This is a genomic window from Streptococcus sp. 29887, assembly GCF_032595075.1.
In the GTDB taxonomy this organism is placed as follows: domain Bacteria; phylum Bacillota; class Bacilli; order Lactobacillales; family Streptococcaceae; genus Streptococcus; species Streptococcus iners.
Genome location: NZ_CP118735.1, coordinates 1,466,409 through 1,489,636 on the forward strand (window position 1 = coordinate 1,466,409; position 23,228 = coordinate 1,489,636).

8 protein-coding genes are annotated in these 23,228 nt (G+C 43.3%); 2 read left to right on the forward strand and 6 right to left on the reverse strand.

Annotated features, from left to right (window positions below; all coding sequences use genetic code 11):
- Nucleotides 1-90: 90 nt before the first annotated feature.
- The 3 genes from rpiA to rnc all read right to left on the reverse strand — a co-directional run bounded on the left by rpiA (nucleotide 91) and on the right by rnc (nucleotide 5,087).
- Nucleotides 91-765 (reverse strand): ribose-5-phosphate isomerase RpiA, encoded by a 675-nt coding sequence (gene rpiA / locus PW252_RS07230; RefSeq protein ID WP_105125331.1) that lies wholly within the window; start codon nucleotides 763-765, stop codon nucleotides 91-93.
- A 99-nt stretch (nucleotides 766-864) separates the two neighbouring features.
- Nucleotides 865-4,398 carry a chromosome segregation protein SMC gene (gene smc, locus PW252_RS07235; protein WP_248048959.1) on the reverse strand — a complete coding sequence of 1,178 codons (3,534 nt, stop codon included), beginning with the start codon at nucleotides 4,396-4,398 and terminating at the stop codon, nucleotides 865-867.
- A gap of 2 nt (nucleotides 4,399-4,400) precedes the next feature.
- Nucleotides 4,401-5,087, reverse strand: a complete 687-nt coding sequence (rnc, locus tag PW252_RS07240) for a ribonuclease III (RefSeq protein ID WP_105118009.1) — start codon at nucleotides 5,085-5,087, stop codon at nucleotides 4,401-4,403.
- Nucleotides 5,088-5,282: 195 nt separating this feature from the next.
- On the opposite strand from rnc, the gene PW252_RS07245 reads away from it, so the two are divergent.
- On the forward strand, nucleotides 5,283-6,281 hold the full coding sequence (locus PW252_RS07245) for an acyltransferase family protein (protein WP_248048961.1): 999 nt from the start codon (nucleotides 5,283-5,285) through the stop codon (nucleotides 6,279-6,281).
- Nucleotides 6,282-6,303: 22 nt separating this feature from the next.
- Here PW252_RS07245 and PW252_RS07250 read toward each other — a convergent pair whose 3' ends face one another.
- Both PW252_RS07250 and PW252_RS07255 read right to left on the reverse strand, forming a co-directional pair.
- Complete coding sequence (locus tag PW252_RS07250) at nucleotides 6,304-7,344, reverse strand: ArsR/SmtB family transcription factor (protein ID WP_316716650.1); 1,041 nt, start codon at nucleotides 7,342-7,344, stop codon at nucleotides 6,304-6,306.
- 11 nt (nucleotides 7,345-7,355) lie between these two features.
- Entirely contained in the window at nucleotides 7,356-8,624 is a 1,269-nt protein-coding gene (locus tag PW252_RS07255) for an MFS transporter (protein ID WP_248048965.1), read from the reverse strand.
- A gap of 271 nt (nucleotides 8,625-8,895) precedes the next feature.
- Here PW252_RS07255 and PW252_RS07260 point away from each other — a divergent pair, with 271 nt between their 5' ends.
- Nucleotides 8,896-10,383, forward strand: coding sequence for a DUF1846 domain-containing protein (locus PW252_RS07260; RefSeq protein ID WP_248048966.1), 1,488 nt, complete (start codon nucleotides 8,896-8,898; stop codon nucleotides 10,381-10,383).
- A gap of 183 nt (nucleotides 10,384-10,566) precedes the next feature.
- On the opposite strand, the gene PW252_RS07265 is transcribed toward PW252_RS07260, so the two are convergent.
- Complete coding sequence (locus tag PW252_RS07265; RefSeq protein WP_248048968.1) at nucleotides 10,567-22,674, reverse strand: YSIRK-type signal peptide-containing protein; 12,108 nt, start codon at nucleotides 22,672-22,674, stop codon at nucleotides 10,567-10,569.
- Between the last annotated feature and the right edge of the window lie 554 nt (nucleotides 22,675-23,228).

A 23,228-nucleotide genomic window follows, 5' to 3' on the forward strand; every position in this document is an offset into this window, starting at 1 on the left:
CTGAATAGTGAATACAGGTTCCATTGTTCGTCTTTTCATTATACCACAAAAACGCCTCTCATAGTTACTTTAATGAGAAGCGTTTTCACTTTATTTCTTTTCAAGAATTTTTGGTCCCTGCGGTGTGCCGACAATGACCTTAGAAATCAATCCTATAAAGAGCCCATGCTCTACGACACCAACTGTTCTATCCAATTCATCAGCCAAGGCGTAGCTGTCTTCAATCCGTTGCAAATCAAGGTCAATGATGAAATTTTTCATATCGGTCACATGTTTCTGACCATCCTTCATCCGAAAACTTGGACGATAACCCTTTTTCTCGAAGAGGCGGAAAAGATTTTCAGAACCATATTGCACCACTTCCACTGGTAACTTGAAGGCGCCAAGGGTATCGACCACCTTAGATTCATCCACAATCCAGATGCTATCCTTACTGTTGACCGCAACCACCTTCTCCATGAGCAGGGCGGCACCTCCACCCTTGATACCATTGAAGGCTCCGTCAACTTCATCAGCTCCGTCAACTGTCAAGTCTACATAGTCAACTTCATCTATATTCTTTAAAGGAATTCCTAAAGAGGCTGCGTGGTCTGCAGTGGCATGAGAGGTCGTCACACCTGTAATCTGCAAACCTTCTTCCTGCACCCGACGTCCGATTTCTTGTACAAAATAGTAGGCTGTCGAACCTGTCCCCAAGCCGACGATCATGCCATCTCTTACAAACTCCGCCGCCTTAATCCCAACTTGTTCCTTTAAATTTGTCATGAATTGCTCCTTTCAGCTAAACCGTTTACATTCATTATAGCATGGATAGAAAATTCTGCCTACTGATTTCTACAAGAAGGCTAATAAAACCTACCCCATCTATAATTTTTCCACATCTTTCAGCTTGACAGAAACAATCTTGGACACACCAGATTCCTGCATGGTCACCCCATACATAGCATCCGCCGCCGCCATGGTCCCTTTTCGGTGAGTCACGACGATAAACTGGCTGTCCTTATCAAAGCGGTTAAGATAATCCCCAAACCGCTTGACATTAGCCTCATCCAAGGCTGCCTCCACCTCGTCCAAGATGACAAAAGGAATAGTCTTGACGCGGATAATGGAAAATAGCAGAGCGAGGGCCGAGAGAGCTTTTTCGCCACCTGACATCAGGTTGAGCGATTGGATTTTCTTACCCGGAGGCTGAACTGAAATCTCCACGCCCGCAGTCAAAATATCCTGCTCGGTCAATATCAAGTCCGCAGAACCACCGCCAAACATCTGTCTGAAAGTCTGCTTAAAGCTTTCGCGAATGGCTTCAAAAGTGACCTTAAAGCGTTCCTTGACTTCATCATCCATTTCATGAATGGTATTCAAGAGCAAATCACGCGCCGACAATATATCCGTTCGTTGTTCATTGAGGAAGGTCAGACGGTTATTGACCTCATCATACTGCTCAATGGCGTCCAGGTTGACTGGTCCCAAGGCACGAATAGAACGCTCCAAGTCTTTCAGACTTTGTTCAGCCAGAGGCAAATTCTCTACTTCGTTTGCCTGGTCCTGAGCCGCTTCAAAGCTCAATTTGAAATGCTCTGTCAAATGACCAAGTAAGGTCCGTAGCCGATCTCCAGCCTGCTCACAATCAGCTTCTAACTTGGCCTGTTTGCGAATAAGGTCATCATTTTTCAAACGCGCCTGGTCCAAACGACCTTCCAAGTCTTCAAACTGACCGTCAATGTCTTCCAACTCAAATTTCAAGCGAATTTGAATCTGATTGGTTTGGCTTTGTTTATCAGTCGCTGCCTGTAATTGCTCCTCCAAAACCTCAATACTGGTATCTTCTAAAGCCTCAACCTTCTGGTTAATCAGGTCTTCCAGGATAGAGATTTCCTTTTCAGTAGTCCCTTTTTCTTCCTGTAAACGACCAAGGTCTGTCTGTTCAAAGCGCAGCTGACTAGAAACTTCTGCCTGCTCCAAGGTCAATTGACCTTTCTGAGCCTGCAAGTTTTGCAAACTTTCTTGGATGCTATCGCGATTATTCCTTACCTGATTGATTTGATTGTCTAAGGCTTGTTTTTTCTCTGTCAAGGTTTGAAGACTGATTTCTTCCTTGCTTGCTTCTTCTTCTAGCTCCGCTAAAATGCTTGGGCTGACCTGACTCATTTGTAAGTCATACTGCGCGGTCACCTGAGCTAGACGATTTTCTGCCTGTTCTTGATGAATCCTTGCGCTCTGCTGGCTCAGTCTAGCCTCTTCCCCCTCAGTCTTGATGGTTTCCAGACTTTCTCTGACCTGGTCTAGACTTGTCTTCTTAGTCGCCACCAAGTTTTCTTGCTCTTTCAACTGGCTAGACAGCTCTGCTATTTCTCCTAAAAGAGCATCGAGTTCAGGCTTAATGAAGGTGGTGCTGTTATTTCGATTGCTACCACCAGCAAAGGCGCCGCCAGGACGGATTTCTGCACCGTCCATGGTCACCATACGGACTTGAAACTTGGTCGCACGCGCCGCCTGATTGGCATGGTCAATGCTATCAAAAATCGCAATAGTTCCCAGCAAATTTTGGAAAATAGCATCTAGATTTGGTTGATAGGTCACGAGGTCACTGGCCAGCCCCAAGAAACCATCTGAGGTTTGAAGTAGGGCAAGTTGCTGACTGGACAATTGCCGAGGCTTGATAGTGGTCAAAGGTAAGAAGGTAGCCCGTCCTTGACGTTTTTCCTTCAAGAAAGCAATCGCTCGCTTGGCTGTCGCCTCGTCTTCGACGATAACGTTTTGGCTAGCTCCTCCAAGAGCAATTTCCAGAGCCGTCTGGTAACGAGTATCGAAAGTCAATTGCTCACTGACTGCCCCGATGATGCCACCCAGACTAGACGAAGCCTGCAAAACAGCCTTAACCCCTGCGTAGAAATTGGAGTGATTTTTTAAGATAGCTTCCAAACTTGACTGGCGAGCCTGCTTGCCCTTCAATTGATCAATTAGATCAAACAAGCGATTTTGTTCAGCTTGATAGGCAGCCTGAGCCTGTTCAAGCTCTTCTTTCTTGGTCTGATAGGATGTGAGCAACCCCCGCAAGACTTGGTCAGCCTCTTCTGAGGCTAGCTGGCTCTTAGCCAATTCTTCTTGAGCTGCCTGTTTTTCTGTCTGTAAACGTGCTAGGTCAGCAGATTTACTTTCTGATAAGCTGATTTGATTGGCAATATCCTGCTGAATCTTGGTCAAGCGGTTTGATGCTTCAGCCTCTTCCTGCATGAGGGCGACATACTGCTCACGCAGGTGATCCAATACCTGATCCGGATCTTCAGAGAAGTAGGAGATCTCCTTGTCAACCGAAGCAATTTCCTTTTTCAATTTGGACAAGGAAGCTCCCAACCTTTCCTGACTTTCCAGCTTGAGAACAATTTCCTCTTCCAGTTGTCCTCGCTTCGCAACCAGGGTTTCTAAACGCGACTGAGCTTCTTGTCGACTGGATTCATTCTGACTGCTTTCTAACTTATGAAGGTCAATTTTTCGTTCCAGGTCACTGATCAACTTGGTCAAATCCAACAAAACAGCTTGTTCACGCTCCATTTGCTCGGATAAGCGATGGCGTTTTTCTTTTAAGGACTGGTTTTCTTGCTCAAGCTCAGAACGTTGTTGGTAGTAGTTTGCTAATTCTGACTTAACTGCTTCAAGTTCGCTTTCCTTGGCAGTCAAAGCCTCTTTACCCTTTGTCAACTGAGCAACCAAAACGTCCAGATACAGCTCCTTACGCTGTCCATCTAGTTCCAAGAATTGTTTAGCCGTTAGCGCCTGTTTCTCCAAGGGTTTAACCTGATTGTCCAATTCATAGATAATATCTTCTAAACGGTCCAAATTTCCTTGAGCCTGTGCTAGCTTGCTCTCCGTTTCTTTCTTACGGGTCTTGTATTTTAAGACCCCTGCTGCCTCTTCGAATATGGCTCTACGTTCTTCTGGCTTGGAATTAAAAATAGCCTCAACCCGTCCTTGCGAGATGATAGAAAAGGAATCACGCCCCAAACCAGTATCCATGAAAAGATCATGAATATCCCGCAGACGAACCTTCTGACCATCTATCAAGTATTCGCTATCGCCAGACCGATAAATATGGCGTTCTACCTTGATTTCTTTATTCTTATTAGCAATAAAACCTGTGCTATTATCCAAGGTTACGACAACAGAAGCATAATTAAGAGGCTTACGGCTTTCAGTCCCCGCAAAGATAACATCCGGCATCTTACCTCCACGCAGGCTCTTGGCAGAAGATTCCCCCAAGGCCCAACGCAGACTTTCTGTAATATTGGACTTGCCCGAACCATTCGGTCCTACAACGGCTGTCACTCCACGGTCAAAGACTACCTTAGTCTTATCTGCGAAGGACTTGAAGCCCTGCATTTCAATCGATTTAAGATACATACCTATCCTCTAGCCTCCACAGCATTTTTTGCGGCGGCTTGTTCAGCTAACTTTTTTGAACGACCACGACCACGACCAATCACACGCTGGTCGGCAGATACCTCAACTTCAAAGGTCTTATCGTGGGCAGGACCTGATTCAGCCACCACCTGATAAGAAATTGCAATCTCACCATTTACCTGCAGGATTTCCTGTAAGGCAGTCTTGTAGTCAGTTACTCGCTCAAAATTCCCCTCTTCCAGACGAGGAATCATGACCTTATGGATAAAGTCCTCCACGGTCTTTTCTCCCTTGTCCAATAGCAGAGCTCCTAAGAAAGCCTCGAAAGCATCTCCCAAAATGGTATCACGATTGCGCCCCCCAGACTTCTCTTCTCCTCTACCAAGACGAAGGAAGCTATCAAAACCACAGGCACGCGAAAAACCAGCCAAGGACTCCTCACGAACAAAGGTCGAACGCAACTTGGACATCTCCCCTTCCGGTCTATCCGGATATTTTTTATAGAGGTACTTGGAAATCATCAACTGGAGAACAGCGTCTCCTAAAAATTCCAAGCGTTCATTATGTGAAATTTTTAGAAGGCGATGCTCATTGGCATAAGAAGTATGGGTAAAAGCTGTTTCCAACAAATTCAAATCCGAAAAATCAATCCCAAAATCCGCCAAAAGTTTTTTATGTAAATCTTTCATCATCTAACTCCTTTCTAAAGAGTAATCCTTACAAAATAGAAGTTTCCAATTCACTTCATCCTAATATTATACCACATTTCCCACAGGACTTCCCTCTGGAACTGAACATTCAACAAATAGCCCTCTTCATCTTTTTGCAAACATTTACATATCCATCCTTTTTCGATAAAATGGAAGAAAAAGAAGGGAGTTAACATGCCAAACAAACCAAAACCACTCAACACCTCTCTCCTCTCCCTCCTTCAATTCATGGGAGCTGTTTTAGTCATTGCCCTCCATTGTCGCAGACTATTTGAAGCAGACCAGCTCCACTTCATCCAAAAATCAATCTTTAGCCGCATGGTCGTTCCCTACTTCATGGTCACCGCCAGCTTCTTCCTCCGACGCAACTACCCTAGCCTCTCCAAACAATACCTGATCCGCTACAGCAAGCAGTACCTGACCTGGTCCGTCCTCTACCTACCCTTCTACCTCTTCTACCTAAACCTCCAAGAAATCCCCCTACTCTACTACCCCCTCGCCCTCCTAGTCGGCCTGACCTACACCGGCACCAGCTACCAACTCTGGTACATGCCCGCTTTCCTGCTAGGTCTTGTCCTCGTCCATCTTTCCTTGGAGAAATGGGGCTGGCGCATCACAGCTTGTCTAGCCTGTCTTCTCTATCTCCTAGGCTCAGTTGAAACCTACTCCTCCTACCTGGCAGAATCGGCTTTACTAACCGCATTTGACAGCTACAAAACCTTCTTTTTCACCAGCCGCAACGGCCTCTTCTACGCACCTATTTTTGTCCTGACAGGCTTTTATCTAGCCGACAAACTCAATCAACCTATTTTCCAACACCGACAAAAAACCAAACTACTTGTCTGCATAGCTCTTTTAACTTTTGAGGCTACAATCATCTATCTCAATCAGGGCTACGACAAGAACTTTCTATTTAGCCTAATTCCATTCACAGCCTATCTAGTCGCTTGGACCCTAACCACCGACCTCTTCCGCCAGAAAAAATTCCAATTTCTAAAGGAATATGCCAGTTACTATTATTTTATCCATGTTATCCCAGTCGAAGTCAGCTTTTTCTTCCTAGAAAATCATTCCCTGACTATAATACAACAAGGTTGGCTAGTCTTCTTTATCACCATCATCACTTGCCAACTGCTCAGCTGGTTAATCATTAAGCACAAAAGAACCTTGTAAGATCTCACTTACAAGGCTTTTTTTACAAATCAAAATCCTCTTTCAACTTATCAATCACCTGTTGGAGCAGGTCGCGATTGACACTGTATTTGACATCGCTATTTTTTGTATTGAAGAGAAGTAAGTCACCGTTAATCAGCTTTTGGGTGTGGAAGGATACGGCTGCCCCTGTGATATTCAGTCGCTCTGCTATGTCCTTGCTCTTGGCATGGGGCTTGGTCAGCTCCACCAAGACCTGATAACGCGTACTATCGCTGATGACTTTAAGAGCCCTTGTCAAATCATCCAGATCCAGCTCGTCATTTGACAGCATCATCTGATCAATTCGACAGGAAGCTAAAAGAGCGACTTTCATATAGTCAAATTGTTCATTGCCATAATAAGCAAACCAATAATTCCAGGGACTGAGAACGAAGAATTGAGCATTTTCAACACCCAGAGTATCTAAGCTGGTCATGGCTAACTGCTTGGATTCTCTGTAGAGTTTTTCAATGTCAAAATCTCTGGCAAAGGCGTCCCTCTCGGTCCTTGCCTGTTCAAAATATGGCTGATAGATTGGGAGTAGCTTGTTCAGGAGATGGACAGACCGCTGAACTGTTTCTAAAGGATTGCGAATAGCCAGTGACCAGTACCACTTATCTGCCGGCTTTTTATCCGTTTTTTCCAAAAGTTCCATGAGGCTGAGGGTCTTCTCACGATGTCCGTCATTTTCAGACGCTAGCATGGTTCGCATGGCATCTTCTACCTCTTCTTGCGATAAGGCCAAGATCAGCTGACAAGCCTCCTCGACTGTCTTTGGATCCTGCCCATCATTCAAGATATAGAAATAAAGACTATGCAAAATGTTAAAAATATGTCCCCAGACAAAGACTTGATTGACTTCCTGACGAAAATCTGCCAACTTTTCTTCAATCTCATCACGAATGTCCAAGGCATCTTTGAGAATGTCTTTTTCTTTCTGTGAAAAATCCGCCTCAATCGGTTCCTCACGTTCTCTAACAATTAAAGGAATAAAGAATTTTTCAACAATTTCGCTTCTATAATCTCGGTAATCTAATTTCATACGCATACTTTCTAAGCTTGAACTACTTCGTTATTTGATTTACGACCTGTAAGAATAGTATAGCTTACTAGTCCCACAGAAAGCAAGAGGAAGATGAGGGAAATATTTGTCGCAGAAAGCACCGTCACCATAAGGGCAACCAAGGCTTGACCACCTACCATACCAATCTGACAGAAACTGTCAATCCCACCACCGACAGTCGCCAATTTATCTTCTGGCAATTCATTGACAACCAAGGCATTCATTTTGGGATTGAAAATACCCAAAGTAACTGCCGTTACAAAGATCACTGCAAGTACCACATAGATGTTGTGAAGAAAGAAACCTGAGAAAATCAAGATTGGCATCAATGTAGAGAATTTGAGGAGATTGATTAAGCTGACATTTTTGAACAAAGCCATACCGATGCTTGACCCCAAGATACTACCAACTGAGAAGAGAATAGAAACCAAAGCAACGGTTGTTCCTGCATTGACAATCACAAAGTCTGAGAACTCCTTCATATTTAGAATAACTAATGGTGAAAGTGCGGTAAAAATGGCATTCAGGCTGGCAATAGTAATAATTGACGCTTTGAGAACAGGAATATTCTGCACGGCTTGGTAGGAATCTTTGATACTCTGTCCAATTCCTTTGACAATACCAGCTTCAGTTTCCACTTGCTCAGCTTGCTGGATAGGATTTTCCTTCAGTAGTTTGGCAAGAGCTGGACGGAGGGTTGCCATGATGGCAAGACTGACCAAGAAGGTTCCTGCATTGAAGAAGGCGAGATTCTGGTAAGACATAAAGCCGATGAGAATGGCACCGCTAGCTTGGAAGGCGATTTGCAAAAGTGATCTCACTGTCATCTTGAAGGCCATTGCGCTTTCGCGGTCTTCCGCTGCTACAACCCGCAAGCTGACTGGCATATAAAGGCCATTTTCGTATTGACCAGCCAGGTCAGACAGGAAGTTGATGACGCAGACCACCGCTACAACCCAGAGGGCTGGTGCAAATCCCATCAAGAAGCCAACAAAGGCATAGAGAACGACACGAACCAGCAGGGTTGCAAGAATGGTATCCAATTTATTTTTGGTCTTGTCTGCCCAAATCCCGATAAAGAGGCCAGCCAAAATCGGCAAGGTTTCAGATGCGGTAATCATAGCCAAGGCAAACTTGGTATCTGGAAGTAGCAAGACATAGTTCATCAAGGCTAGATAGTAAAGTGTGTCACCAAAATTGGAAATCAAATCCGCTACAAAGCTAGATAGAAATAATTTATTGTGAATCAACTTTTTCATAAACATCTCCTTAAACATCGATTAAATATTTGTTTAATATTATTTTACACTTTATTTTAATAAAGTCAATATTTAATTTTATAAAAATTAAATATTTTTTAAACACTTGTTTAATTTTTCTTCTATCTGACTTTTTCTTGACAAGATTAGCACGGTTTGTTATAGTATTGTTCGGGCACCTCTTTTGAGAGGTCGGAGAAAAGGCTCCCTAGTTTTAGGGAGCTATTTTTGTTTTTCCCGAAATTTAATACATCATCGGAGGACTTATTGGATGAAAAAAATCGCATTTGATTCAACTAAATATTTGAATTTGCAACGTGATCACATTTTAGAGCGTATTGCCCAGTTTGAAGGCAAGCTCTATATGGAATTTGGCGGAAAAATGTTGGAAGATTTCCACGCGGCCCGTGTTTTGCCAGGCTATGAACCAGATAATAAAATCAAACTCCTCCAAGAGTTAAAAGACCAAGTAGAAATCGTCATCGCCATCAATGCGAGCAACATTGAACATTCTAAGGCACGTGGTGACTTGGGTATTTCTTATGACCAAGAAGTCTTCCGTTTGATTGACACCTTCAATGATATTGATATTTATGTTGGTTCTGTCGTCATTACCCAATACCGCAACCAACCAGCCGCAGATGCCTTCCGCAAACAGTTGGAAAAACATGGCATCAAATCCTATCTCCACTACCCAATCAAGGGCTATCCTTCTGATATCGACCACATCATTTCACCAGAAGGCATGGGCAAAAACGACTACATTGAAACCAGTCGCAACCTCGTCGTTGTCACCGCACCTGGACCTGGTTCAGGTAAATTGGCGACCTGTATCTCCCAGCTCTACCATGACCAGTTAAATGGCATAACATCAGGCTATGCCAAGTTTGAAACCTTCCCAGTGTGGAACTTACCACTCCACCACCCAGTCAACTTGGCCTATGAAGCAGCAACTGCCGACCTGGACGACCTCAACATGATTGACCCCTTCCATCTTCAAACTTACGGCAAAACTGCGGTCAACTACAACCGTGACATCGAGGTCTTCCCTGTCCTTAACAGAACATTTGAACGCATTTTGAACAAATCACCTTATGCTTCACCAACGGACATGGGGGTCAACATGGTGGGCTATTCTATCGTAGATGAAGAAGCTGCGATCGAAGCATCTAAGCAAGAAATTATCCGCCGCTACTATCAGACACTCGTTGATTTCAAAGCGGAGCGGGTGGGCGAGCAAGCAGTTAAAAAGATTGAGCTCCTCATGAACGAGGTAGGCGTGACACCTGCTGACCGTAAGGTTGTTATCGCTGCGCGCGAAAAAGCAGAGCTAACTTCAAGCCCTGCCCTTGCTATTCAGTTGCCAAATGGTGAGATTGTCACAGGTAAGACCTCTGACCTCCTCAAGCCAACTGCAACTGTCCTTCTCAATGCCATCAAGCAAATCGCTAAAATCGATGACGAAACCCTTCTCATCGAACCAAACTACATCCGTCCAATTCAAGAATTGAAGGCAGATTATCTGGATAAAAACAATACTCGTTTGGATGCAAGCGAAATCCTAAACGCCCTTGCCATCACTGCACAAGATAGCCCTATCGCTGCGCAAGCTATGAAGGAATTGGGACAATTAAACGGTAGCGAAGCCCACTCGACCGTTATCCTATCTGACGAAGACAAGAGCGTCCTTCGTAAATTAGGCATCAATTTAACCTTTGATCCTATCTATCAGCACAATAAGTTTTATCAGAAGAACTAAAGACAAAAATAGACTTGCCCCGGCAAGTCTACTAAAAAGGATCCAAAGCCTAAATGACTTTGGATCCTTTTTTCAATATACTTTGCGGCTACTTGCAATCTTACAGAGCAAAAAAAAAGGAAAGGCGAACCTTTCCTTTTCTTCATATTCAAGTCCATTCATCTAACAGAAATAGAATCTTGATTAGCCTTCTTTACGACGACGTTTGCCAACAAGAGCAAGGGCTGCAACAAGCATTCCTGCACCAAGAACTGCAGCTGATGATGATTCTTCACCAGTATTTGGCAATTGAGCCTTACCAGTCTTAGTAGGTGTTGCTGGAGCAGATGGCTTAGTTGGAACCTCAGGCGTAGGAGGTGTTGTTGGTTTTTCTACCTTGCGATAGATATGGTAAACATTACCATCACCGTCTGTCGTTGTTGTTACAATCTCATAGCCTGGGATTGACTTGTTAGGCGTTGTGCCATCTTCTTGTGGTGAGATAACATTGCCTGCTTCGTCTACGAAGTTTGTCTTAACTTTCTTATAAACGTGAGTGGTGTTACCATCGCCATCTGTCGTAGTCTTAACAAAGACATAACCATCGATTGACTTGTTAGGCGTTGTACCATCTTCACTTGGGGAAATTGGTGTACCATTTTCGTCTACGAAGTTTGTCTTAACTTTCTTATAAACGTGAGTGGTATTACCATTTTCGTCTGTCGTAGTCTTGACAAATACGTAACCATCGATTGACTTGTTAGGCGTTGTGCCATCTTCTTGTGGAGAGATAACATTGCCTGCTTCGTCTACGAAGTTTGTCTTAACTCTCTTATAAACGTGAGTGGTGTTACCATTTTCGTCTGTCGTAGTCTTAACAAATACGTAACCGTCGATTGACTTGTTCGGTGTTGTGCCATCTTCTTGTGGTGAGATAACATTGCCTGCTTCGTCTACGAAGTTTGTCTTAACTTTCTTATAAACGTGAGTGGTATTACCATTTTCGTCTGTTGTTGTCTTGACAAATACGTAACCGTCGATTGACTTGTTAGGCGTTGTGCCATCTTCTTGTGGTGAGATAACATTGCCTGCTTCGTCTACGAAGTTTGTCTTAACTCTCTTATAAACGTGAGTGGTATTACCATCACCGTCTGTTGTTGTCTTAACAAATACATAACCGTCGATTGACTTGTTAGGCGTTGTGCCATCTTCTTGTGGTGAGATAACATTGCCTGCTTCGTCTACGAAGTTTGTCTTAACTTTCTTATAAACGTGAGTGGTGTTACCATCACCGTCTGTTGTTGTCTTAACAAATACATAACCGTCGATTGACTTGTTAGGCGTTGTGCCATCTTCTTGTGGTGAGATAACATTGCCTGCTTCGTCTACGAAGTTTGTCTTAACTTTCTTATAAACGTGAGTGGTGTTACCATTTTCGTCTGTTGTTGTCTTGACAAAGACATAACCAGGGATATCCTTGTTCGGTGTTGTGCCATCTTCGGTTGGCTCAATTGGGTCACCATTTTCGTCTACGAAGTTTGTTGTAACTTTCTTATAAACGTGAGTGGTGTTACCATCACCGTCTGTTGTTGTCTTGACAAATACGTAACCATCGATTGACTTGTTAGGCGTTGTGCCATCTTCTTGTGGTGAGATAACGTTGCCTTTATCATCAACGAAGTTTGTCTTAACTTTCTTATAAACGTGAGTGGTGTTACCATCGCCATCAGTTGTTGACTTCTCGTAAACATATCCAGGAATTTCTTTATTTGGCTGGTTACCGTCTGCTGGTGGAGCAATTGGGTCACCGTTCTCATCTACGAATGTTGTCGTTGGCTTGTTGTAAACATGGATAGTGTTTCCATTTTCGTCGATAGTTGTCTTACCAGTAAATACATAACCATCAATATCTTTGTTTGGTTTTGTACCCTTGTCTTCTGGTGAGATTTCTTTGCCATCCTTGTCTACATACTTAGTAACTACTTGTTTGTAAACGTGGGTCACATTGCCGTCGCCATCCGTTGTAGATTTTTCGTAAACATAACCAGGAATTTGAGATGGGTCTTTAATACCGTCTTCTGTAGGTTTCAATGGTGTGCCATTTTCGTCTACATAAGATGTTGTATTATCGATAACAGTAGGTGTATAAGTAGCCGTCGCTTCTGTACCGTTCTTATCTACACGTTTAACTGTTACACCCTTAGCTACACCTACAAAGTCTTTCTCTGGTACAAAGGTTACTGTGCCGTCTGGAGCAACTGTGTATGTACCTTCACCTGGAACTACTTTTTCGGTTGTACCATCTTCAAAGGTAGCTGGAACTGTGTCATCCATTGGAACTTCTTCGTGACCTGGCGTGAAGACTGGAGTACCAGTTTGTGTCTTACCACGATAGTCCTTAGATTCTACTGGAGTACCTGTTGGGGTTACTGGAGTTACAGTTGGTGTGTAAGTAGCTGTTGCTGGTGTACCGTTCTTATCAACACGTTTAACCGTTACGCCCTTAGCAGTACCTGTGAAGTCTTTCTCTGGTACAAAGGTTACTGTACCGTTTGGAGCAACTGTGTATGTACCTTCGCCTGGAACAACTTTTTCAGTTGTGCCATCTTCAAAGGTTGCTGGTACTGTTTCATCAATTGGAACTGTTACAGTTTCATTGTTAACAACAGTTGTGCCGCCTGTGAAGGTTGGTGTACCAGTCTGTGTCTTACCTTGGATATCAGTAGATACAGCTGGGGTACCTGTTGGGGTTACTGGAACAACAGTTGGTGTGTAAGTAGCAGTTACTGTCTTACCGTTTTCATCTGTTGCTTGAACAGTCGCTGGTGCGGCAGTTCCGACAAAGTCTTTGTTTGGTGTGAAGGTTACAAGACCTGTTGCTGGATCAATTGTGTAAGTACCGATAACATTGCCATCTTTGTCCTTAGCATCAATTGTTGTTTCATCAACTGGTTTACCGTCTACAACCAACTTAGCTGGATTTGTAGCAGAGATAGTTACCGGAACCGTTTCGTCTTCCGTAAGCTGACCATCACCGTTAATATCTACAGAACCACCTGTGAATGTTGGAGTACCTGTTTGAGTAGCACCTTGAACATTGATTGATGTTACACCTTCAGATTCTGGTGTAGCTTCTACTACTGTTGGTGTGTACTTAGCTGTTACCTCAGTACCATTCTTATCAACACGTTTAACAGTGACACCTGTACCTGTTCCGACAAAGTCTTTCTCTGGTACAAAGGTTACTTTACCTTCAGGAGTTACAGTATATGTACCTTCACCTGGAACTACTTTTTCTGTTGTACCATCTTCAAAGGTTGCTGGTACTGTCTCATCGATCGGAACTTCGTCATGACCTGGGGTAAAGACTGGGGTTCCTTCTTGAGTCTTACCTTGAAGACCTACTGTATTTACAGGAGTACCCTCTGGGATTACTGGGGTTACGTTTGGCGTGTAAGTTGCTGTCGCTGGAGTACCGTTCTTATCTACACGTTTAACAGTGACACCTGTACCTGTACCTGTGAAGTCTTTCTCTGGTACGAAGGTTACTGTGCCGTCTGGAGCAACTGTGTATGTACCTTCACCTGGAACAACTTTTTTGGTTGTACCATCTTCAAAGGTAGCTGGAACTGTGTCATCCATTGGTACTTCTTCATGACCTGGTGTGAAGACTGGAGTACCTGACTGTGGCTTACCTTGAATGTCTGTTGTTTCAGCTGGAGTTGCTGTTGGGGTAACTGGGGTTACTGTTGGGGTGTAAGTTGCTGTCGCTGGAGTACCGTTCTTATCTACACGTTTAACAGTGACACCTGTACCTGTACCTGTGAAATCTTTCTCTGGTACGAAGGTTACTGTACCGTCTGGAGCAACTGTGTATGTACCTTCACCTGGAACAACTTTTTTGGTTGTACCATCTTCAAATGTTGCTGGAACTGTCTCATCAATTGGAACTTCATCATGACCCGGAGTAAAGACTGGGGTACCTGACTGTGTCTTACCTTGAATGTCTGTTGTTTCAGCTGGAGTTGCTGTTGGGGTTACTGGCGTTACGGTTGGGGTGTAAGTTGTTTCTACACTTGTTCCGTTAGCATCCTTAGCTTGAACCTTAACTGGATCTGCTGTACCTACGAAGTCTGGGTTTGGTGTAAAGGTAATCACACCTTCGCCATCGATTGTGTAAGTACCAACAACCTTACCATCCTTGGTTGCAGGAACAGATTTAGCCGGTTGACCTTTCGCATCCAACAAGGTAATGGTTGACTTATCGATTGGTGCAACTTCGTCACCTTCTGTGAACAAGACAGTCGCATCAGTTGTTTGTGCTTTACCTTGGATGTCTTCTGTTTCAGCTGGAGTAGCTGTTGGAGTAACTGGGGTTACTGTTGGGGTGTAGGTGGTTTCTACACTTGTTCCGTTAGCATCCTTAGCTTGAACCTTAACTGGATCTGCTGTACCTACGAAGTCTGGATTTGGAGTGAATGTAATAACACCTTCGCCATCGATTGTGTAAGTACCAACAACCTTACCATCCTTAGTTGCAGGAACAGTAGTTACTGCCTCACCTTTATCATTCAACAAGGTAATGGTTGAATTGTCAACTGGAACTTCTTCATGACCTGGCGTGAAGAGGATCTTCGCATCGGTTGTTTGAGTTTGACCTTGTTTACCAGTTGTTTCAGCCGGTACTGCTTCTGGAGCAACTGGGGTTACTGTTGGTGTGTACTTAGCATCGGTTTTAATAGTTGTTGTAGAACCATCATCAGAAGTCAAGGTAGCTGTTTGCACAACTGTTACGCCTGTACCTGTACCTGTGAAGTCTTTTTCTGGTACGAAGGTTACTTCACCAGTTTTTGGATCTACAGTGTATGTTCCTTCATTTGGTACGACTTTTTCAAGACTTCCATCTTCAAGAGCATAAGTCTTAGCAGTAATGTTTGCACCTGGTGTAATCTCATAGGTTGGTGTACCTGTTTGAGTCTTACCTTGGATATCTTCTGAAGTTGCATCTTTAGAGGTCGTTTCTACTGGAAGCACTGTTGGTGTGTAAGTGTCAGTATCTGTAACAGTAACTGTGTTTCCTTCTGAATCAACAGCCTGAGCAGTGACCTTAATCGTTACACCTGTACCTTGACCAGTGAAGCTTGCAACTGGCACGAATGTTACAACACCTGTGTCAGGATTGATTGTGTATGTACCTTCGTTTTCAACTGTCTTAGTCAACGTACCATCTTCAAGAGTATAAGCACCTGTTGAAGGGATCACAACTGATTGGTAACCCAAGCTTGTGTTAGTCGGATTGTTCAACGACTTGAACACTTCTGAACCGGCTGGTGATGTTTGTGTCTTACCTTGGATGTCCTCAGTAGTGCTTGGTACAGATGTCAAACCATAAACAGTTGGTGTGTAAGTTGCTGTATCTGTAATCGCTTGTGTTGTGCCATCTTCTGCTGTGATAGTAGCTGAGGCAACAACAGTTACAGGAGTTGCTGTACCGACAAAGTCTGCTTCTGGAGTGAAGGTCACTGCACCAGTAGTTGGATCAAGAGTATAAGAACCTTCACCTGCAACTGTCTTAGTTGTCTGACCATCTTCAAAGGCGTACGTTACCGCTGAAGCATTTGGATTTTCAGTCAACTTAGAAGTGATTGTATCTGATTGAGTTGCACCTTGTACTGCTGCTGAAACTGCATTTACAGCTTCAAGAGTTGTTGATGTTACGGTTGGTGTGTAAGTTGCAGATGTCTTAATTTCAGTAGTTGAACCATCATCAGCTGTTAATGTAGCTGTTTGAACAACCGTTACCCCTGTCCCCTCACCTGTAAAGCTTGCAACTGGTTTGAAGGTCACTTCACCCGTCGTTGGATTTACTGTGTATGTTCCTTCATTTGGTACGACTTTTTCAAGACTACCATCTTCAAGAGCATAAGTCTTAGCAGTAATGTTTGCTTCTGGTGAGATTTGGTAGGTTGGTGTTCCTGTTTGTGTTACACCTTGTACATTTTCCGATACCGCATCTTTAGATGATGTTGTAACAGGAGTTACCTCTGGTGTATAGGTATCCGTATCTGTAACAGTAATTGTGTTACCTTCTGAATCAACAGCCTGAGCAGTTACTTTGATTGTTACGCCCGTAGCCTTACCTGTAAATGTTACAAGTGGTTGGAAGGTCACAACACCAGTATCAGGATCAATTGTGTATGTACCTTCACCATCAACGGTCTTCGTCAATGTACCATCTTCGAGAGTGTAAGCACCTGTTGCTGGGATAACAACTGAATGGTAGCCGTTCGTTGTGTTTGTTGGGTCATTGAGTGACTTGAACACTTCTGAACCAGCTGGTGAGTTTTGTGCTTTACCTTGGATATCAACAGAAGTTGATGGGTTTGAAGTGATACCGTAAACAGTTGGTGTGTAGGTTGCTGTATCTGAAAGCTCAACAGTTGAACCATCTTCTGCAGTGATTGTCGATTTAGCGACTACTGTTACAGGAGTTGCTGTACCGATAAATTCTGCTTCTGGTGTAAAGGTTACTGCACCAGTATTAGCATCAATTGTATAAGAACCTTCACCCGCAACGGTCTTGGTCAATGTACCATCTTCAAAGGCAAATGTTGGGGCTGAAGCATTTGGATTTGTGCTAACAGTTACTTTAATCGTATCCGATTGGGTTTCACCTTTTGCACCAGCTGACACTTGATCATCTGCAACAATCTTAGTTGGTTCTACAGTTGGTGTGTAGGTTGCTTCATCAGTGATAGTCGCTGTTGTACCATCTGCTGATGTAATCGTAGCTGATGCAACGACTGTTACAGGGGTAGCTGTACCTGTGAAGCTTGCCACTGGTGTGAATGTTACCGCACCTGTAGTAGCATCAATTGTATACGTACCTTGACCACCAACAACTACTTTACCTGTCGCATCGGCACCTTTCAATGCATAAGTTGGAGCTGAAGCATTTGGATTGTTACTTACTGTAGAAGTGATTGTTTCCGTTTGGCTTTCACCTTGAATACCTGTAGACGTCTTATCATCTGCAGTGATGGTTGTTGGTGTTACTTCTGGTGTGTACTTAGCTGTTTCAGTAACAGTTACTGGGTTACCTTCTGAATCAATGGCAGTACCAGTGACTTTCACATCAACACCTGTACCTGTTCCTGTGAAGCTTGCTTCTGGAACAAAGGTTACTTGTCCAGTATCAGGGTTGACAGTGTATGTACCCTCACCTGCAATTGTTTTACTCAAGGAACCGTCTGCAAGAGTGTATGCACCTGTAGTTGGGATCGTTACACTTGTGTCACCAAGAGTTGTGTTTGTACCAGTGTTCAATGAAGCAAAGGTTGGCGTACCTGTTTGGGTTGCACCTTGAACATCTACTGATGTAGCATCTGTCCCCTTGATGCCGTAAACAGTTGGTGTGTAGGTTGCTGGATCTGAAATCTCTGTAGTTGTACCATCTGCTGCAGTAATTGTTGCTTTAGCCACTACTGTTACAGGAGTTGCTGTTCCAACAAAGTCTGCTTCAGGTGTAAATTCTACCAAACCAGTTGTTGGGTTGATTTTATAAGTTCCCTCACCTGCAACAGTCTTAGTTGTCTGACCATCTTCAAAGGCGTAAGTAATTGCAGAAGCGTTTGGATTGGTTGCAGACAATTTAGATGTGATGACCTCTGATTGTTTTTCACCTTGTGCACCTGCTGATACTTGGTCATCAGCTGTGATATTGGTTGGTGTTACATCTGGTGTGTACTTACGTGTTGCAGTTACAGTAATATCAGTTCCTTCAGAATCTGTCGCAGTTGCTGTAACCTTGATTGTCACACCTGTACCTGTACCAGTGAAGCTTGCGACTGGAGCAAAGGTTACTACACCTGTTTTCTCATCGATAGTGTATGTTCCTTCGCCATTTACGGTGATGCTTGTTACAGTTTGACCTTTTTCATCAACCAAAGTATATGCTGCTGTTGATAGATCAACTTCCTTATCACCAAGTGTTGTATTAGAATCACTGTTTAATGAATCAAATTTATCAAGACCTGATTCAGAAACTTGTTTCGCTCCTTGAAGGCCTGTTGAAGTATCATCTGTACCTTTGACACCATATACTGTTGGTGTATAAGTTGTAGATGCTGTGTAAGTGATATTTGAACCATCTGCTGCTTTTGCTGTAGAAGTTGCTGTTGCAGTTACAGTAACACCTTTTGCTGTTCCAACAAAGTCTGCTTCTGGTGTAAATGTGATAGAACCATCAGTTGCATTGATAGTGTATGTTCCCTCACCTGCAACAGTAACTGAAGTTGCAGACGCGCCAGTAGCTGGATCAACCAATGCGTAACCTGAGATAGTTGCTGTTGAATCAGTGGCCTTGAAGTTGTCAGACATATCTTCATTCTGAGTAACACCTTGAGCAGCTGCTGATACTTCTGGTGTCGCTGTCATTTCATGCACTGTAATAGTGTATGTTGTCGAAACAACCGGGAATGAAATCTTACCCTCTGCAGCATCGGTATTCTTAGTTGTACCAGTAGCCGTCGCGTTAGCAAGTGTTTGATTTGCTTCACTATCAATAGCATTAACTGTTACAGTATAGACACCTGTGTTGTTCAAGGTATAGGCAGAAGCTGATGCAATAGCTGTCGCTGATGCCGTCTTCAATGCTTTAAGGGCTTCACGAAGTTCCACCTGAGCAGTCTGAAGGTTTGTGTTTAATGTTTTAAGTGCGTCAACAGCTGAAATCATTGTGAGATATGCATCTTCCAATGTATTTTGTGCAGCATCTACATTAGTATTTGTGCTAAGAGCAGTTTGATATGCACTGAGAGCTGTCTGATAAGCTGTCGCCGCAGTTGCTTCAGCTGTCTTCTGGGCATCGTATGCTGCTTGAGAGCTTACGACCTTATCTGCAGCTGTCTGATAGGCAGCCAATTCTGCTTCTGCTGAGAATGTCTTTGTTTGACCACTTGGATCTGCGACAGTTACAGAAGACACAAACGTTGTCTTGCTATCTGTATCCGTTACAGTACCGCTGGTGAGCAGTTTGCCATCTTCTGTATCTGAGATGGTTACAGCTGCCTGTGGTGAGTAAAGCAAATCAACGCTTGTACCTTTAGTTGAAACGTAGCTAGTTGAACTTGCTGTTGGAATCTCATTCAAGACTGAAGCATAGTCGCGCGCCTTGTTGTTAACGCGGTTGATTGTACCAGTGATACCTGAGCTAGTTGAAATCACCCATTTTTCAGAATCACGATATACTGCTGATCTCTCACGTGCAGCTTCTCCAGCTGTTTGAGCATACGGAGTTGCTGCTGCTTCAGCCGCACTACGTGCTGTAGCATCGTTTTTGCTAGTAGCAAAATTCGCTTGGTATACTTCATTGTACTTCTCTGCATAAGCTGCATTATAAGCCTTGCGATAAGCACGATCCAAATCAACGTTTACGATTTCACTTGCAGACTGCAATGCTGTTACTTCAGCACCATTGACTACACCCCACTTCTCAGTAGCACTTGATGTTGAGGTATGCGTTGTAGTTGGTTGAGCTGTTACAACCGAACCATCTTCAGCTGTCCAAGTGTCTGTAGCTGCATTGTAAGTAACTTTATGGCTAATTTGGATTGATTGCGCATCTGAACGCTGTGCCAATAAATTCGTGATAGTGCCACTTGCGTCATAGGTACGAATGATTTCATAAATGTAGAAACTTGGTGTTCCAGCACTTGAATATTGTACATAAACATAGCGAAGGGTGTGAACATAGCTTCCGTCAGCATTAGTAACCTTTTGGTCTGCATAAGCATCTTCTAATTTCCATGTACCTGATGCTTTGTCGTAAGTTGCTGTGTGAGTTGTTGAATCTTTTGCAGTCAATGTAACACTTGACTTATTGAGGTAAGCCGTTACGTTTTCCGCAGCTGCAACCGCAGTGATATTATCAGCACCAGTTTTTGTACTGTCTGATGATACTGGGATTGTCAACTCAGTGTAATTTCCGTTGTCTGTAGCAGTTACGGCTGTACCTTTCACAGCAGCAGTATTTGTACCACCTGTGATAACCCAATTCGTTGTACCAGTTGCAACTGCCAACTCAACTGTAGTACCATCAGGCATTGTCACTGTTAACTGAGTTGAACCATCTGATACTGTTACTGGAACTGTTGTTGCACCGTTCACAACGTTACCAACTGCTACTGTAGGACGAATCGTGATTGTCAGATTATCCTGTGCTATTTGTGGAGATGATGTCCACTCTGTGTTACCTTGAGTATAGTCTTGCACCTGAGTCGATACAACAGTGATACCAGCAGTAGTAGCTGTACCAGTATAGTTACCAGTTGTATCACTATACTTCAGTCCGCCTACATCTGTGATACCAATGATTGTAGAATTCGCCTTAACTGTAGTTTGGTCAGTTGCTTTGATGACGCCGTTTGGATCAAAGTTTGCACCTTTGCTTGCGTTTGCTTTGGTATCTGTACCTGAAACGTCATCATAGAGGATGCTTTCATTTACAGTAGATGCATGAGTATAAACTGCGTCACGTTGTTGAATCGTTGGTGCCAAGCTATCTTGCCAACCAACCCAACCTGGTTTCATGTTGTTATAGTATAGACCATAAGTTTCGTTAGTGGTCTTATTGGTTACCATAAACATGATACGGTTATCATAAACACCATTTTCCAATGTAGATGTTATGTAACCAGATACAGTATCTGTTGCTGTGTCATACTGCAGACCTGGTGGAAGGTTGAGTGGATAGGTCGCAGCAAGCTCCCAACCAGCATTGATAGAAGTCTGAGTCAAGCCAAAACGTGAACTAAAGTTAGGAATGTAGACAAAGTCTTTCCCTTGCTCATAGAGGTAGCCATAAACGGTAGCCAAATACTCGTACCAACCGCCTGATTGGAAACCAGAGTTCCCCGTTTTTAATTTCGCACCTGCCGCAGTGACAGAAGCAGCATCCACAACTAGCGTTTCTGCATATAACTGTTCAAACTGCTCTCTGGTCAATGGAACATCCTCACGACCGAAGTAGTTCATACTTACACCGGTGGTCTGCTCATTTTCACCGCTACCAGTACGTTGGTTACCTGAGAGAACCAACTGGATTTTTGCTAAACTTGTTGGTGCTGTTGTGTACGAATCATGGGCAGTGTAGCCAGCATTCACAAACGCAGTATTATTGTTCATATTTGCGAAGTCAGCAGGATTAAAAGTAGCTGCCTTATAATAAATACCCTTAAAAGAACCTGAACCAGAAGCAAATTTTCCTTCAAGATAGGTGTTGGTACCGCTAGCATTCGCTACTGAAGTCGGAGTATAGTTTGCCAAAGCAACTGTAAGTAAATCTGTACCCAAGAATTTGCGCAATTCCAAAGCAAGTGCTTCGACATTTGTGCGAACAGCTGTGATTTGAGCGTTAACTTCCTCAAGTGATGCAAGAGCGTTATTGAAGGTTACCGCTGCTTCTTTTACTGCTTCTTTGGTTGAAATTGTCGCAAGTTTTACTGCCTCACTGCTTTCTTGAGCAACAAGGGTTTGGCGCTCCGCTTCATCTGCCAAGACAGCAGCTTCAGACACAGTTTGTTCTAGGACAGATTTCGCTTCCGCTACTGTAGTAGGAACTGTTGAAGCAACTGGGCTTGTTGCTGTTTCAGTTGCCTTGCTTTCTGTTGAAGAAGTTGCTTCAGTTGATGCTTTCTCATTCTTCGCTTCAACTTTCTTAACTAGCTTGAACGTTACTGTGTTTGCTCCGTCTTCTGTTACTTCAATATTCACAGTTGCTTCCTGACCAGCAACCAATTCGTAACCTTCTGGAATTTCTGCAGTAACAAATGTAGTAGACTTAGCTACCGCATCCTTTGTTGGAACCAAAACAGTTTTAACATCAGCTTTAACGGCAACGCCATCTTCTGTTACATAAGCAACAATATAGCTAATTGATGCAGTACGCTCTTGAGTCTCTTCAGTAGCAGTAGCTGTCGCAGTTTCAGTAGCTGTTTCTGAAGAAGATGACTCAGTAGCTGTTTCTGAAGAAGCTACCGTAGTTTCAGTCACTTCAGTCCGTGTTGACGAAGTGCTTGATTCAACCACTTCTACTTGTGTTGAAGACGTAATCGTTTCAACTACCTCTGCCAAGCTTGTAGAAGATGGTTCTGTGGCAAGAGCGGTTTCTTGTGCTTGAGCAACTTGTGTCCCAGCCCCTAAAGCCAGCGACATACCTAGTAAGACACTTGCAGCACCGAAGTGATACTTACGGATAGAGAAATGCTGACGCATTCCATACCAATCAAATCCCTTCTTTTTTGAACGATTCATATCGTCCCTCCTTTTATAAATTTTTACCAGAAGATATACGCTAGTAAGAGGTTATTACTAGCGTGATGTCCTCCTCACTGAACACATTACAGAGTAAAGAACATAGTAAATTCATCTATTGGGGGGAGGATAAATTTTTTTCTTATACACAGGCAGTATTCAGCAAATTAGTTATCTCTGGTAATTGATAGTGAGACTATCACTGCTAGAATAACATACCCCCCCCCTTTTTTTCAAGCATTTATACGCTGGCTTGCGACATTTTTATAATAATACTTGTATTCTACTTTGGGCCTATTTTTTTGCATATTAACATTTATTTGTCTTGACTTTTTTTACACAGAAAAATCAGGGTTAGCCATAAAAAACATCAAATAACTTGTATTTACCATAAAAAATACCTAATATGCATAGTCTAGCAGAAGACCAATTACCAACAAGTTCCCTATCGGAACTCTTTACCTTTTATCACTGGCTTTATATGTCTATACAAACCAGTCAAATCTAAAAATTCTTCCGCAATAATCAACCTTCATACAACAGAGCCATTTTCA

Excerpts from the sequence above, each read along its gene's own strand:
- PW252_RS07255 (WP_248048965.1), bottom strand. The coding sequence starts at position 8,624 with ATGAAAAAGTTGATTCACAATAAATTATTTCTATCTAGCTTTGTAGCG.
- PW252_RS07260 (WP_248048966.1), top strand. The coding sequence starts at position 8,896 with ATGAAAAAAATCGCATTTGATTCAACTAAATATTTGAATTTGCAACGT.
- PW252_RS07265 (WP_248048968.1), bottom strand. The coding sequence starts at position 22,674 with ATGAATCGTTCAAAAAAGAAGGGATTTGATTGGTATGGAATGCGTCAG.
- PW252_RS07250 (WP_316716650.1), bottom strand. The coding sequence starts at position 7,344 with ATGAAATTAGATTACCGAGATTATAGAAGCGAAATTGTTGAAAAATTC.
- PW252_RS07245 (WP_248048961.1), top strand. The coding sequence starts at position 5,283 with ATGCCAAACAAACCAAAACCACTCAACACCTCTCTCCTCTCCCTCCTT.
- rpiA (WP_105125331.1), bottom strand. The coding sequence starts at position 765 with ATGACAAATTTAAAGGAACAAGTTGGGATTAAGGCGGCGGAGTTTGTA.
- smc (WP_248048959.1), bottom strand. The coding sequence starts at position 4,398 with ATGTATCTTAAATCGATTGAAATGCAGGGCTTCAAGTCCTTCGCAGAT.
- rnc (WP_105118009.1), bottom strand. The coding sequence starts at position 5,087 with ATGAAAGATTTACATAAAAAACTTTTGGCGGATTTTGGGATTGATTTT.